Origin of the sequence: Sphingomonas sp. PvP056 (assembly GCF_040549155.1) — a bacterium.
In the GTDB taxonomy this organism is placed as follows: Bacteria; Pseudomonadota; Alphaproteobacteria; order Sphingomonadales; family Sphingomonadaceae; genus Sphingomonas.
Window position 1 is genome coordinate 613,042 of record NZ_JBEPST010000003.1, and the last position, 13,515, is coordinate 626,556.

Annotated in this window: 13 protein-coding genes; 10 read left to right on the forward strand and 3 right to left on the reverse strand. The window is 65.7% G+C overall.

Annotated elements, in window-relative coordinates; genetic code table 11:
* The first annotated feature begins 111 nt into the window (after window positions 1-111).
* Both ABIC17_RS10470 and trpE read left to right on the forward strand, forming a co-directional pair.
* Window positions 112-2,061 carry a peptidylprolyl isomerase gene (locus ABIC17_RS10470; RefSeq protein ID WP_354281600.1) on the forward strand — a complete coding sequence of 650 codons (1,950 nt, stop codon included), beginning with the start codon at window positions 112-114 and terminating at the stop codon, window positions 2,059-2,061.
* Window positions 2,045-3,568, forward strand: a complete 1,524-nt coding sequence (gene trpE / locus ABIC17_RS10475) for an anthranilate synthase component I (protein WP_354281602.1) — start codon at window positions 2,045-2,047, stop codon at window positions 3,566-3,568. The genes ABIC17_RS10470 and trpE overlap by 17 nt, the downstream gene beginning before the upstream one ends.
* Before the next feature lie 49 nt (window positions 3,569-3,617).
* Here the strand turns inward: trpE and ABIC17_RS10480 are convergent, their stop codons facing one another.
* Window positions 3,618-4,061 (reverse strand): hypothetical protein, encoded by a 444-nt coding sequence (locus ABIC17_RS10480; protein ID WP_354281604.1) that lies wholly within the window; start codon window positions 4,059-4,061, stop codon window positions 3,618-3,620.
* 124 nt (window positions 4,062-4,185) lie between these two features.
* Here ABIC17_RS10480 and ABIC17_RS10485 point away from each other — a divergent pair, with 124 nt between their 5' ends.
* From ABIC17_RS10485 to moaC, 4 genes are read left to right on the forward strand one after another with little or no spacing between them, the layout of a single operon-like run.
* Window positions 4,186-4,770 carry an anthranilate synthase component II gene (locus ABIC17_RS10485; RefSeq protein ID WP_354281605.1) on the forward strand — a complete coding sequence of 195 codons (585 nt, stop codon included), beginning with the start codon at window positions 4,186-4,188 and terminating at the stop codon, window positions 4,768-4,770.
* Window positions 4,767-5,762 (forward strand): anthranilate phosphoribosyltransferase, encoded by a 996-nt coding sequence (gene trpD / locus ABIC17_RS10490; protein WP_354281607.1) that lies wholly within the window; start codon window positions 4,767-4,769, stop codon window positions 5,760-5,762. Before ABIC17_RS10485 ends, trpD begins: the two co-directional genes overlap by 4 nt.
* Complete coding sequence (gene trpC / locus ABIC17_RS10495; protein ID WP_354281609.1) at window positions 5,759-6,544, forward strand: indole-3-glycerol phosphate synthase TrpC; 786 nt, start codon at window positions 5,759-5,761, stop codon at window positions 6,542-6,544. Before trpD ends, trpC begins: the two co-directional genes overlap by 4 nt.
* Window positions 6,541-7,008: a cyclic pyranopterin monophosphate synthase MoaC gene (gene moaC, locus ABIC17_RS10500; RefSeq protein WP_354281611.1), complete on the forward strand. Its 468-nt coding sequence runs from the start codon at window positions 6,541-6,543 to the stop codon at window positions 7,006-7,008. The genes trpC and moaC overlap by 4 nt, the downstream gene beginning before the upstream one ends.
* 207 nt (window positions 7,009-7,215) lie before the next feature.
* Here moaC and wrbA read toward each other — a convergent pair whose 3' ends face one another.
* Window positions 7,216-7,818 (reverse strand): NAD(P)H:quinone oxidoreductase, encoded by a 603-nt coding sequence (gene wrbA / locus ABIC17_RS10505; protein ID WP_354281613.1) that lies wholly within the window; start codon window positions 7,816-7,818, stop codon window positions 7,216-7,218.
* Window positions 7,819-7,858: 40 nt separating this feature from the next.
* A complete protein-coding gene (locus ABIC17_RS10510) occupies window positions 7,859-8,557 on the reverse strand; it encodes a pirin family protein (protein ID WP_354281614.1) in 699 nt (232 codons plus the stop codon).
* 134 nt (window positions 8,558-8,691) lie between these two features.
* On the opposite strand from ABIC17_RS10510, the gene ABIC17_RS10515 reads away from it, so the two are divergent.
* The 4 genes from ABIC17_RS10515 (at window position 8,692) to ABIC17_RS10530 (ending at window position 13,514) form a co-directional block, all read left to right on the forward strand.
* Window positions 8,692-9,594, forward strand: a complete 903-nt coding sequence (locus ABIC17_RS10515; protein WP_354281616.1) for a LysR family transcriptional regulator — start codon at window positions 8,692-8,694, stop codon at window positions 9,592-9,594.
* A 146-nt stretch (window positions 9,595-9,740) separates the two neighbouring features.
* Entirely contained in the window at window positions 9,741-10,445 is a 705-nt protein-coding gene (ctrA, locus tag ABIC17_RS10520) for a response regulator transcription factor CtrA (protein ID WP_354281618.1), read from the forward strand.
* A 241-nt stretch (window positions 10,446-10,686) separates the two neighbouring features.
* Window positions 10,687-12,858, forward strand: a complete 2,172-nt coding sequence (locus ABIC17_RS10525; RefSeq protein WP_354281619.1) for an alkaline phosphatase family protein — start codon at window positions 10,687-10,689, stop codon at window positions 12,856-12,858.
* A complete protein-coding gene (locus tag ABIC17_RS10530) occupies window positions 12,858-13,514 on the forward strand; it encodes a hypothetical protein (protein ID WP_354281621.1) in 657 nt (218 codons plus the stop codon). Before ABIC17_RS10525 ends, ABIC17_RS10530 begins: the two co-directional genes overlap by 1 nt.
* Window position 13,515: the final 1 nt, after the last annotated feature.

Genomic DNA, 13,515 nt, shown 5'->3' on the forward strand with positions numbered 1-13,515 from the left:
GCGGACAGCGATAGCGTCACGGGCGTGCTGCACAAGCTTGATGCAGCCCCGACCTGCCCGTAAAGCAACCCTTCTTCGTCCCTTACCACGACAGATCGGCCGCCCCCGACCATGATGAGTTTTTTCCGCCGAATGATCCGCCACCCGCTTGGTGGCGCGGTTGCGCTCGGCTTCGTTGGCCTGCTCGGACTAGCGTTCGTGCTTTCTGATCATTCGGGAACGGCGACCGGTGCTTCGGTCAATGCCGCCGATGTCGCGGTCAAGGTCGGCAACAAGACGATCACGATCAGCGAACTGCGCGCTGCGGTCGCGCGGGACGTCGACACTTATCGCCAGCAGCAGCCGACGCTCGACACGCAGCAATTCGTGGCAGGCGGGGGATATGAGGCGACGCTGGAGCGGCTGATCGATTCGACCGCGTTCCGCCAGTTCGCGCAGAAGCAGGGCATGGTCGTCAGCAAGCGCGCGGTCGACGGGCTGATCGCGAGCCAGCCGGGCCTCGCCGGGCTCGACGGCAAGTTCAGCCAGGAAAAGTACGAGCAGGTGCTCCGCCAGATCGGGATGACCGACGCGGAAGTCCGCCTCCAGACGACCGACCAGGTGCTGACGCGGCAATTGCTGCTGTCGCCGATCCAGGCGAAACAGGTCCCGGCTGGCCTCGCCACGCCCTATGCCAATCTGTTGCTCGAAAAGCGCGGCGGTCAGATCGGCTTCATCCCCGCCGCCGCGATGCCGACGGGCGCAGCGCCGACCGATGCCGAACTCGCGACCTATTATGCGCGTAACCTTGGCAAGTACCGCCTGCCCGAGCGCCGCGTAGTGCGCTACGCTACGTTGAGCCCAGCATCGCTTGCGGCACAGGCCGCTCCGAGCGACACGGAAATTGCTGCTGCCTACAAGGCGCAGGCACAGAAGTTCGCCGCCGCCGAGCTGCGGACGATCGTCCAGGTCGTCGTCGGTGACCAGGCGTCGGCCAATGCGCTGGCCGCCAAGGTGCGTGGCGGTGCGTCGATCGAGCAGGTTGCCCGCGCTGCCGGGCTCGAGCCCGCAACGGTCAAGGACACGCAGAAAGCGGCGTTCGCCGGACAGTCCTCGCCAGAGATTGCCAACGCGGTATTTGCCGCCAAGACCGGCGACGTCGTCGGACCGCTCCGCGCACCGCTCGGTTTCGTTGTTGCCAAGGTGGCATCGGTCCGCACGCAGGCCGCCAAGTCGCTTGCCGAAGCAACGCCTGAACTGAAGGCCTCGCTCGCGCCACAGAAGACCACCGCGTTGCTGACCGAGAAGCGCAATGCGTTCGACGATGCGTTGGGCAAGACCAGCTTCGAGGGTCTCGTCACCAAGAACAAGCTGACCGCGCAGACCACGCCGGCGCTGACCGCAGCTGGCCAGAACCTCGACACGCCGACCGCCAAGCCCGACCCTGCACTCACCCCGATCCTGGCCGCTGCGTTTGCCGCATCGCCGGGCGATCAGCCGCAGACCGTACCGCTGGGTCAGGACGGGAGCTTCGCGCTCGTCACGCTCGACAAGGTCCTGCCCGCGGCACCGCGTCCGCTCGCGCAGATCCGGGATACCGTCGTCCGCGACTTCCAGCTCGACCGCGCGCAACGTGCGGCCCATGACGTCGCCGCCAAGGTTGTTGCTGCTGCCAACGGCGGCACCGCGCTGCCGCAGGCGCTGTCGGCAACCGGTCTCAAGCTGCCGCCGTTGCAGCCTGTCACCGGCCCGCGTGCGGCGCTGATCGGCAACCCACAGCGCGTTCCGCCGCCGCTCGCGTTGATGTTCGCGATGCCTGCCAAGACGACTAAGCTGCTGGAGGCACCCGACAAGTCGGGCTGGGTCATCGTCCACCTCGACACCATCACGCCGGGCAACGCGCAAGGGAACGCCAAGGTCATCGCCGGAACGCAAAGCGACATCGGCAACGTTGTCGGGCGCGAATATGTCGCGCAGTTCGGCAAGGCGGTGCAGAATGCGATCGGCACGACGCGCAATGCGAAGGCGATTGCGTCGTTGAAGGCAGAACTTCTGGGTCTCGCCAGTGCCGATCAGCCCTGATCGCGCAGGCGCCGCCGCGGCGCGGATCGCGCTCGCGGCGGGGCGTCCGGCGCTGCTGTGGCAACGCCAGATCGCCGACACTGAAACCCCCGTCGCCGCCGCGCTCAAGCTGATCGAGCCCGGCCGCGGGGATTTCCTGCTGGAGTCGGTCGAGGGCGGCGAGACGCGCGGGCGGCACAGCCTGATCGGGCTCGCGCCGGATCTGGTGTTCCGCGCCCACGGGGCGGACGCCGAGATCAACGCTTCGTGGTTGCACGATCGCGACACGTTCGCCCCCTGCGAAGAACCGACGCTGGACGCGTTGCGCACGCTGGTCGCGTCGTGCCGGATGGATGTACCGGCAGAGCTCCCGCGCGCGCTCGCCTGCCTCGTCGGCTATTTCGGCTATGAGACGATCGGCCTCGTGGAGCGCCTGCCGCGCCCGACGAACGACGCGCTCGGCCTGCCCGACATGATCTTCGTCCGTCCGACCGTGATCCTGATCTTCGACCGGCTGGCGGATGCGTTGTTCCTCGTGTCCCCGGTCTGGCCGGATGCGGCGCGGGAGCCGGACGCGATCGTCGCCGACGGACTCGACCGGATCGATTCCGTTGCGGCCCGGTTGGCGACGGCATCCCTCCCCGCCCCGGTGCGCGCCGATGCCGCCAACGAGATCGCGCTGACCTCGACGCTCGCACCGGGCCGCTATGCCGAGATGGTCGCCCGCGCGAAGGACTATATCGTCGCGGGCGATATCTTTCAGGTCGTGCTGGCGCAGCGGTTCACCGCGCCCTTCACCCTGCCGCCGTTCGAACTGTATCGCGCGTTGCGCCGGATCAATCCGTCGCCGTTCCTGTACCACCTCGACCTGCCGGGCTTCACGCTCACCGGGTCTTCGCCCGAAATCTTGGTGCGCGTCCGCGACGGCGAAGTGACGATCCGCCCGATTGCGGGCACCCGCCCCCGCGGCAAGACCGCCGCCGAGGACGAAGCCAACCGCACGAGCCTGCTCGCCGACCCCAAGGAACGCGCCGAGCATCTGATGTTGCTGGATCTGGGCCGCAACGACGTGGGCCGCGTGGCGGAGGCGGGGAGCGTCACCGTTACGGCAAGCTACACGACCGAATTCTACAGCCACGTCATGCACATCGTGTCCAACGTGATCGGGCGACTCGCACCGGACAAGGACGCGCTCGATGCGTTGTTCGCGGGTTTCCCCGCAGGCACGGTTTCGGGTGCTCCCAAGGTTCGCGCGTGCGAGATCATTGCCGAACTCGAGAATGCCGTGCGCGGGGCCTATGCCGGTGGCGTCGGCTATTTCTCACCCGATGGTTCGATGGATTCGTGCATCGTGCTGCGGACCGCGGTGGTGAAGGACGGGGTGATGCACGTTCAGGCGGGCGCGGGCATCGTCGCGGATAGCGAGGCGGCGTATGAACAGCGCGAATGTGAGGCCAAGGCGGGCGCTCTGCTTGCGGCTGCACGCGAGGCGATCGCACGTGCCGTGGACAGCAATTACGGTCAATGAATGCAGGGTTTGCCCTCCCCGGGCCAATGCCGAGGGAGGGCTAATCCGATCACGGAATGATGTCAGCCTGACGACGCGCTTCGGCACGTTCCGCTGCAAACTGCTCGGCCCGAAGCTTCCCGCAGCCGGTTTGACCGCCCGATCCGACCGGCGAACACGTATCCGGCAAACCGCCGGCGCGGCGCCCGGCATCATCGGCGACCGCCGTGCGATTAACCCAGCTCTGGTTCTGCGCCGCGATCGGCTTGTCGTCGCGCAACTCCTTCGGAATGCGATACGGCTCGCCCTGGCGCGCGCATACGACGATCTCGGCATCGGGATCGCTCGACTTGGGGCACGCCTGATTGCCGGTAATGGTGACGGAGCGGATTCGCTGCGGCGGCTTCCCCGACTCGGCCTGCTGTTGCGCCGCCGCTGGCGAGGACTGGGCGACTGCAGGACCTGCGACTGGCGCGGCGGCCAGCAGTCCGATCAAGGCAAAAGTGCGCAACATGTTCATTTCTCCCAAGGTTCATCAACGTGTGGCGCGCGAGGTTGATCCACCCTGAACCATACGTTCGACGTCCCTAGCCGCGTAAACGTTGTGGTATATGTCCAAACACGGTAGCGGCGCGAGGATGATCCTCGTCATCGACAATTACGACAGCTTCACCTGGAACCTGGTCCATTATCTGATGGAGTTGGGGACCGAAGTGAAGGTCGTCCGCAACGACGCGCTGACCGCTGCCGAGGCGATGGCCAGCAACGCGCAGGGGTTCCTCATCTCGCCCGGTCCCAAGACCCCGACCGAAGCCGGCGTGTCGCTCGACCTCGTCGCGGCATGCGCGGACTCGGGGCGTCCGTTGCTCGGTGTGTGTCTCGGGCATCAGGCGATCGGCCAGCATTTCGGCGGATCTGTCGTGCGCGGCGGCCTGATGCACGGCAAGACCTCCCCCGTCACGCATGACGGCAGCGGTGTGTTTGCTGGCCTCCCCTCGCCGTTCACCGCGACGCGCTATCATTCGCTGATCGTCGAAGACATGCCCGACACGCTCGTCGCCAACGCGCACGCCGATGACGGATCGGTGATGGGCGTCCGCCACCGCACGCTGCCGATCCACGGCGTCCAGTTCCATCCCGAAAGCATCGCGACCGAGCACGGCCACGCGATGCTCGCCAACTTCCTCGCAGACGCCGGGATCACCGCCAAGGCAACCGCGTGAGCACGCTCGCCTTGCTTCCCGATCCGACCAGCCCGCTCAGCCGTGAAACCGCGGCACAGGCGTTCGCCGACCTGCTCGACGGGCATGTGCCGGACGAGGCGATCGCGACGTTCCTGATCGGCCTGACCGAACGCGGCGAGACCAGCATCGAGATTGCTGAGGCCGCGCGCGCGCTCCGCAATCGCCTGATCCCGATCGCCGCCCCTGCTGGTGCGATCGACGTGTGCGGCACGGGCGGCGACGGGCATCATACGCTCAACGTGTCGACCGCGGTGTCGCTCGTCGTCGCGAGCACTGGTGTTCCCGTCGCCAAACACGGCAATCGCGCTGCGTCATCCAAGGCGGGAGCCGCCGATACCCTCGAGGTGCTCGGGCTCGACATGGACCGGGCGGGCGCGAACGCCGAGGCGAGCCTGCACGAGATCGGCATCGCCTTCCTGTTCGCGGCCAATCACCACCCAGCGATGCGGCGCATCACCCCGATCCGGCAGAAGATCGGACGCCGTACGATCTTCAACCTGATGGGGCCGCTCGCCAATCCGGCGGGGGTCACGCGGCAGCTGATCGGGATCGCACGCCCCGATTACGCCACGACCTACGCCGCCGCGCTCGAACAACTGGGCACCGAGGCCGCGCTCGTCGTTTCGGGCGACGAAGAGCTCGACGAGATTTCCTGCGCCGGTCCGACGCTCGCCGTCAGCATCGGCAGCGCCAGCGTCCCGGACCGCATCAGCCCTGAGGATGCGGGACTGCCGCGCCATCCGATCAGCGCGATCGTCGGCGGAGACCCCGCGTACAACGCCGCTGCGCTGCGCCGCCTGCTGGGCGGCGAGACCGGCGCATATCGCGACGCAGTGCTGCTCAACGCCGCTGCCGCACTCATCGTCGCCGGAACCGTGCAAACCTTGCCGGAAGGCGCACAAATCGCTGCCGAAGCGCTGGATTCCGGCGCTGCAAACGCCCTGCTTGATCGCTGGATCGCTTACCCATGACCGATATCCTCAACCGCATCCTCGAAACCAAGCGTGCCGACGTCGCCGCGCGCAAGGCGACGATCCCGATGGCCGAACTCGACGCGCGCATCGCCGCGCAGACCAAACCGCGCGGTTTCCGTGCGGCGCTCGACGCGCGCGCAAAGACGGGCTTTGCGTTGATTGCCGAAATCAAGAAGGCCAGCCCCTCCAAGGGCCTGATCCGCGAGGATTTCGATCCGCCGGCGCATGCCGCCGCTTACGCCGCAGGGGGTGCCACCTGCCTGTCGGTGCTGACCGACGAAGCGTGGTTCGAGGGCTCGGACGCGTATCTCCTCGCGGCGCGCGGCGCGTGCGACCTGCCGGTGTTGCGCAAGGACTTCATGGTCGACCCGTGGCAAGTGCCCGAGTCGCGTGGGATCGGCGCGGATGCGATCCTGCTGATCATGGCGGCGCTCGACGACACACTCCTTGCCGAAATCGAGGCGAGCGCGATCGAGTGCGGGATGGACGTGCTGGTCGAAGTGCACACGCAGGACGAGATGGAGCGCGCGATGAAGCTCAAGTCGCGCCTGATCGGGGTCAACAACCGCGACCTTCGCACCTTTACGGTGGATTTCGCCCGGACCTACGAGCTGGTCTCGAAGGCTCCCAAGGATTGCACCTTCGTCGCGGAAAGCGGGCTGACGACGCGCGCCGACCTCGACGCGATGGCCGAACACGACATCCGCTGCTTCCTGATCGGCGAGGCGCTGATGCGCCAGCCCGACGTCGAAGCCGCGACGCGGAGCCTCGTCGGATGAGTGGCCTGACGCATCTCGACGAGGCCGGCGCGGCGCACATGGTCGACGTCGGCGGCAAGACGCCGACTCGCCGCGAAGCGGTAGCACGCGGGCGGATTGACATGGTGCCCGAGGCAGTTCGCGCGATCCGCGACGGTAGCGCGATCAAGGGCGACGTGCTTGCGGTCGCGCGCGTTGCGGGGATCATGGGGGCGAAGAAGACCAGCGACCTGATCCCGCTGTGCCACCCGTTGCCGCTGACGCGCGTCGCGATCGATCTGGTGGTCGATGATGAAGGCGTGGTGGCGACCGCGACGGCCGCGACCGAGGGCAAGACCGGTGTCGAGATGGAGGCGCTGACCGCAGCGACGGTCGCGCTGCTGACGATCTACGACATGGCCAAGGCGATCGACAAGGGCATGACGATCCGGGATATCCAGTTGCTTACGAAGCTGGGTGGCAAGTCGGGCGACTGGAAGCGCTAGGCGGCGTACCGGACGCTTCCCTTACACTGGCTGCTTCCCCGGCGAAGGCCGGGGCCCAGTAGCACAGGCGGAAGTAACGGAGCGATGCAGCCGGCATTCTACCGCCTCGCTACTGGGCCCCGGCCTTCGCCGGGGAAACGCGAAGTGTAGGGTAGCTTGGCAATCGAAGAACGGGAGAGGCAGCTCAAGCCGCCTCCCCCCAATCCCTTACCCAAACAGCTTCGCCGCGGTCTCCGCGATGCGCTTGCCCTGGTAGCGTGCGCCGTCCAGTTCTTCCTGCGCAGGCTGGCGGCTGCCGTCGCCGTCGGCGATCGTCGTCGCGCCATACGGTGTGCCACCGAGCACCTTCTCGACGCCCATCTGCCCCTTGAACCCATAGTCCAGGCCGACGATCGTCATGCCGTGGTGCAGCAGGTTGGTGATGATCGAGAACAACGTCGTCTCCTGACCACCATGCTGGCTTGCGGTCGAGGTGAACGCACCGCCGACCTTGCCGATCAGCTTGCCGCCGAACCACAGCCCGCCGGTCGTATCCCAGAACTGCGCCATCTGCGCGGGCATCCGGCCATAGCGCGTCGGCGCACCGACGATGATCGCGTCGTAATTGGCGAGCGCGTCGGGGCCTTCGATCAGCGGGTGCGCAGTGTCGGTCTTGAAGTGCGCGGCTTCGACGACGTCCTGCGGCGCGGTTTCGGCGACGCGGCGAATGTCGACTTCGGCACCAGCCGAGCGCGCGCCCTCGGCGACCGCATCGGCCATCTGCTCGACATGACCGTAGGACGAATAATAGAGCACGAGAACCTTTGCCATGATGACTTCCTTCTTCTTGAATTGAGAGACTTGAGAACGCTTACTGAGAGTCGACGAGAACCAGTTCGGCGTCCTCGATCGCGGTGATCGTTACGGTCTGGCCGCCGTCCATCGCAGCGCCATCGCGCGCCTTGAACGTCTCGCCAGCGATTTCGATCACCCCGGTCGCCGGCACGAGATAGGCATGCCGCCCCGGCAGGACTTCATGCGTGATCGTCTCGCCAGCGCGGACCATCGCCGCAAGCACGCGTGCTTCGGCGCGGATCGGCAGCGCGTCCTTGTCTTCCGAGAACCCGCTCGCCAGCGTCACGAACTGTCCCGAACGATCGTCCTTGGGGAAGGGTTTCGCACCCCAGGAGGGCGACCCGCCGGTACGGCTCGGCTCGATCCAGATCTGGAAGATCGTGGTCTGTTCGCTTTCGAGATTATATTCCGCATGCCGCACGCCCGTGCCCGCGCTCATCACCTGAACGTCGCCGGCCCCCGTGCGGCCTTCGTTGCCGAGCGAGTCCTTGTGCGTGATCGCGCCTTTGCGGACATAGGTAATGATTTCCATGTCGCGGTGCGGATGCGGAGGAAAGCCGCTGTTGGCGGCGATCTCGTCGTCGTTCCACACGCGGATCGCACCCCAGCCCATCCGGGCGGGCTCGTAATAGTTCGCGAAGGAAAAGTGATGGCGCGCATTGAGCCAACCGTGGTTGGCGTGCCCCAGGCTTTCAAAAGACCGTTTCTCGATCATGCTACATCTCCGGGAGGAACCCAGTGTTCCGTTGCGACCAAGATAGGCGTTTCGATCACGCCGTAAATGGAAACACTGGAAACCGATCGTTTCCACAGCTACAGATTTCGGGGTCATTGCGGGAGTAGGTCACGATGCGTCTGCCCGATCTTGAAGCATGGGCGATCTTCGCGAGCGTGGTGGAACACCGTTCCTTCAGCGGTGCCGCGGATGCGATCGGCGTCTCCAAGGCGACCGTGTCGAAGGCGGTGACCCGGCTGGAGGCGCATCTCGGCCAGTCGCTGTTCCATCGCACCTCCCGACGGCTGACGCTGACCGAGAACGGCAAGGGCCTGGCGGAACATGCCGCGCGGATCCTGGCCGAAGCCAATGCCGCGGAGGAAGCCGCGCTGGACGCGGCGAACGCTCCGACCGGCCTTGTCCGGGTCGCCGCGCCGATGTCGCTCGGCCTGCTCGCGATCGCGCCGGTCATCGCGGACTTTCTCGTGCTCAATCCCGGGATCCAGATCGACCTGCATCTCTCCGATGCGCGCGTCGATATCGTCGCGGAAGGGTTCGACATCGCGCTGCGAATCGCGACCTTGCCGGACAGTTCGCTGCGCTCGCGCAAGCTCGCGGACATGCGGATGCACGTGGTCGCCGCCCCGGCCTATCTCGCCCTGCATGGACGCCCGACCCATCCCGGGCAACTCGGCGAGCACCGCTGCTTCGCCTATACCAATGTCACCGCGCCGTGGCGGTTCGTCGGGGCCGACGGCACCGAAGTCTCGGTCCGGCTCAACGGGCCGCTCGCGACCAACAGTGGGGAAGCGATGCTTCCGGCGCTGCGTCGCGGGCTCGGGATCGCGATGCTGCCCGAATTCATCGTCGCGGAGGATCTCAAGGCGGGCCGAATCGAGATCATCCTGGCGGATTGGGCACCGCATACCGGCGCGTTGCATCTGATGACGCCCCCGGGCACGCTGCGACCTGCCCGGGTGGAGGGATTGATCGCTTTCCTTACCGACCGGCTCAAACAGATCTGTGTCCAGCCGTGACTCGATACGACTCGAAACGCATCGGGTAATACCCCGGATTAATTGCAAATTAACCTTTTGCCTTCATTGATGTTGAGGTTAATAGTTACTGCGAAGGTTGGTCGGGCCATCAGAGGTACCGGAGCCTTGGAACGGGGAACAGCAAGATGCGTGTGCTGCTGATCGAAGACGAGCCGACGACCGCCAAGGCGATCGAGCTCATGCTGACGACCGAAGGCTTCAATATCTACACTACCGATCTTGGCGAAGAAGGCCTCGATCTTGGAAAATTGTACGATTACGATATCATTTTGCTCGATCTCAACTTGCCCGACATGCACGGCTACGACGTGCTCAAGCGGCTGCGAGTCGCACGCGTGCAGACCCCGGTGCTGATTCTCTCAGGCATCAACGAGATGGACTCGAAGGTCCGCTCGTTCGGGTTCGGCGCGGACGATTATGTGACCAAGCCGTTCCACCGCGAGGAACTGACGGCGCGGATCCATGCCGTCGTGCGGCGGTCGAAGGGTCACAGCCAGTCGGTGATCCGGACTGGCAAGCTTGCGGTCAATCTTGATGCCAAGACGGTCGAGGTGGACGGTTCGCGCGTGCATCTGACGGGCAAGGAATATGCGATGCTCGAGCTGCTGTCGCTGCGCAAGGGCACCACGCTGACCAAGGAAATGTTCCTCAACCACCTGTATGGTGGAATGGACGAGCCCGAACTCAAGATCATCGACGTGTTCATCTGCAAGCTCCGCAAGAAGCTCAGCATGGCATGCGAAGGCGAAAACTACATCGAGACCGTCTGGGGCCGTGGCTACGTGCTGCGCGAGCCCGATGAGATGATCAGCTCGGCCGAAGTCGCCTAACGTACCTTTTCAGTTTCAACGGGACGGCCAGGCTGGAAGATGATCGCATCATCTTCCGGCAGCGACTTCCCGCGCGCCCCTGAGACGTCTGCTCATCCGCCAGATTTATGACGCGGAAACAGCTATTTGCGTGACATTCCGTTTACCATACGTCACGCTTTGGTCATGTCCGCAACCTAGCATGTAAAAATCGGCGGCCGCGCATCGACTGCGGCCGACCAGGAATTTTTGGGGCTATCCTATGAAGATGCAATCCGCTTGGGCCGCATTGTGTGCGACCAGTCTCGTCCTGTCGGGCTGCGGTGGCGGCGGTGAGAGCGACGCTACACCCGCCCCAGCCCCCGCGCCTGCCCCTACGCCGACACCGACCCCAGCCGCGGGTGCGGTCCGCACGATCGTGATGGTATGGGACGGCCTGCGTCCCGACGACGTGAATGCAACCGATACGCCCAACCTGCTCGCGTTGCAGCAGGGGGGCGTCAACTTCCAGGACAACCACTCGACCTATCCGACGTTCACGATGATGAACGGATCGTCGTTCGCGACCGGGTCCTTCCCGAAGACGTCGGGCTTCTACGGCAACACCGTCTGGACGCCGCCGCAGGGCACGGGCAACACTATCCCGGCCGGCAAGACCGCCACCGGCGCGACGCAAAGCTACAGCGACCCCGTCTTCACCGAGGATTATCAGGTCCTTTCGACACTGAACGACTATTACGGGGGTCAGCTGCTGCTGGTGAAAAGCCTGTTCGCGACCGCACAGGCCGCCGGGCTCACCACGGCGGCGATCGGCAAGTCGGGGGCCGCCTTCATCCAGGATCTCGGCAAGGGCGGGCTGTTCCTCGACGAGAATACGGTCATGCCGCGCAGCCTCGCGACCGAACTGCAGGCGGCGAACATTCCGCTGCCCGCGAACGTCGTCAACACCTACGCAGGCGGCGAAGCCGTCACGCTCGCCGGGACCAACGGCAACCCGACCGGCCGCGCAGGCTACGTCACGTTCGACACCACCGCCTATGATCCCGGCGGCACGATCGCCATCGCTGCGCGCGACTCGAGCGACGAGACGCAGGGCGCGCCCGAGGATGCCGCTAACAAGTACATGCTCAACGTCTTTACGTCGTACATCCTGCCGCAGAAGAAACCGATGCTGTCGGTCATCTGGTTCCGTACCCCCGACAATGTCGAGCACGGCTATGGCCCCGGCAGCGCGAATGGGAACGCAGGGCTACGGTCGCAGGATGCGCGGCTCGGTGAGCTGATGGCGGCGCTCAAGGCCCAGGGGCTCGACACCACCACCAACATCGTTGTCGTGTCCGATCACGCGCATTCCAGCGTGTCCGGCCCGCTCAACCTGTATCCGCTGCGGACGATCAATCCGTCGGCATCCGCACCCAACGGTCCTACCGTCAACGGCGCGACCAGCGGCACCAGCGCGGCGAGCCTCGGCGGGATCAATCCGTCGGGCTATTCCTTCTCGGGCGACGTCCGTTCGGCCGATCTGCTGACCTATCGCGGCTTCCGCGCGTATGACGGTGCAGGCTGCTCGACCAGCGCGATGTACGGCATTTCCGCGACCGGCACGCCCACCGTTCCGGTGCGGCTCGACACGTCGGGCTCGGTCTGCGGTGCGGCCAACACCAGATATCAGGCGATCAGCGCGACGGGCACGTTCCGCGTCCCTGCCCCCGGCAGCCTGCCGACCAACGGCATCGTCGTCGCCGCCAACGGCGGGTCGGATTACTTCTATATCCCCAGCCACGACCTGACGACGATCCGCAACCTCGTCACCTTCCTGCAGCAACGCGAGGAATATGGCGCGGTCTTCGTCGACAGCCGTTATGGCGCGATCCCCGGCACTCTGCAGATGAACCAGGTCAACCTTGAGAACGCCAATCGCAGCGGCAACGGCCAGCCCGATGTCGTCGTGTCGTTCAACTGGGACGATCAGGCGGTCGTTCACGGCAAGACCGGGATCGAGTTCTCCAGCGTCGGCGGACAGCGCGGGATGCACGGCAGTTTCAGCCCGGTCGACGTGCGCAACACGCTGATCGCGTCGGGTCCGTCGTTCCGCAAGGGAGCGACCGTGACGACGCCGACGGGTAACGTCGACGTCGCGCCAACCGTCGCCTATCTGCTGCGGCTGGCGATGCCGCAGGCCGACGGGCGCATCATCAACGAAGCGTTGTTGTCCCCCGCAAGCGGCGCGACCCCGACCGTGGCAGCCTCCTCGATCTCGCCGAGCGCGCCCGCGACCGGCCTCTTGTTCGAGACCCCGCTCGATCCGACCGGACGGACCCGCGACACATCGCTGCCGCTCGGCACCTATACGATCACGTTGCAGGTCAAGGACCTCACGATCGACGGCAAGACCTATCGCTACTTCGATTACGCGAAGGCGACGCGCCAGTGATGTGCGTTTCCCGCATCGTTCCCCTGCTTGTGCTGATCCCGGCGCTGGCTCTGGCCGCCCCGCCCCCGCGTGCGGGGTCGTTCGACGCTACCTTCGCGGCAAAGGGCGAGCCCGCGTCGCTCCATTATCAGGTGCTGTACGTTTCCAACGGCGCACTCCACCGGATGGATGTGTGGCGCGACGGCGACCGCCGCATCAAGCGCGTCACGGATGGCGCGATTGCCACATTTGCCACGCGGAAGCCGGGCGAGGTCGGCTACACGCTCAAGGTGCTCGATCTGAAGCGCCGGATCAGCACGGTGATCGACCGGACCAACCTGTATCGGATCGGGCAGTTCACCGACTGGTACGATCTCGGTCACGGGCTACGCCATCCCAAGGGGGCATACCGCCTGGTGCCGTCGCGCGCGGCGCCTGCGGGGATGCCGCGGATCGGGCGGGCGTGCCGCTGGTACGATCTGGTCGAAGGCCCCCGGACGACGCACATCTGCTGGGACAACGCCGTGAAGCTCCCCCTGCTCATCGCCCCCGCTGGCGGCGCGCCGGTGTGGCGCGTGCGAGCGATTGATCAGGGCAAAATTCCCGGTGCGACCTTCGTCGCCGACGACCGCGGCTTCATCAGGAACGATGCAAACCGCGATATCGAAGCCGACTGAT

Coding starts and splice junctions, on each gene's coding strand:
- ABIC17_RS10470 (WP_354281600.1), top strand. CDS start 112: ATGATGAGTTTTTTCCGCCGAATGATCCGCCACCCGCTTGGTGGCGCG.
- ABIC17_RS10480 (WP_354281604.1), bottom strand. CDS start 4,061: ATGTTGCGCACTTTTGCCTTGATCGGACTGCTGGCCGCCGCGCCAGTC.
- ABIC17_RS10485 (WP_354281605.1), top strand. CDS start 4,186: ATGATCCTCGTCATCGACAATTACGACAGCTTCACCTGGAACCTGGTC.
- trpC (WP_354281609.1), top strand. CDS start 5,759: ATGACCGATATCCTCAACCGCATCCTCGAAACCAAGCGTGCCGACGTC.
- moaC (WP_354281611.1), top strand. CDS start 6,541: ATGAGTGGCCTGACGCATCTCGACGAGGCCGGCGCGGCGCACATGGTC.
- wrbA (WP_354281613.1), bottom strand. CDS start 7,818: ATGGCAAAGGTTCTCGTGCTCTATTATTCGTCCTACGGTCATGTCGAG.
- ABIC17_RS10510 (WP_354281614.1), bottom strand. CDS start 8,557: ATGATCGAGAAACGGTCTTTTGAAAGCCTGGGGCACGCCAACCACGGT.
- ABIC17_RS10515 (WP_354281616.1), top strand. CDS start 8,692: ATGCGTCTGCCCGATCTTGAAGCATGGGCGATCTTCGCGAGCGTGGTG.
- ctrA (WP_354281618.1), top strand. CDS start 9,741: ATGCGTGTGCTGCTGATCGAAGACGAGCCGACGACCGCCAAGGCGATC.
- ABIC17_RS10525 (WP_354281619.1), top strand. CDS start 10,687: ATGAAGATGCAATCCGCTTGGGCCGCATTGTGTGCGACCAGTCTCGTC.
- ABIC17_RS10530 (WP_354281621.1), top strand. CDS start 12,858: ATGTGCGTTTCCCGCATCGTTCCCCTGCTTGTGCTGATCCCGGCGCTG.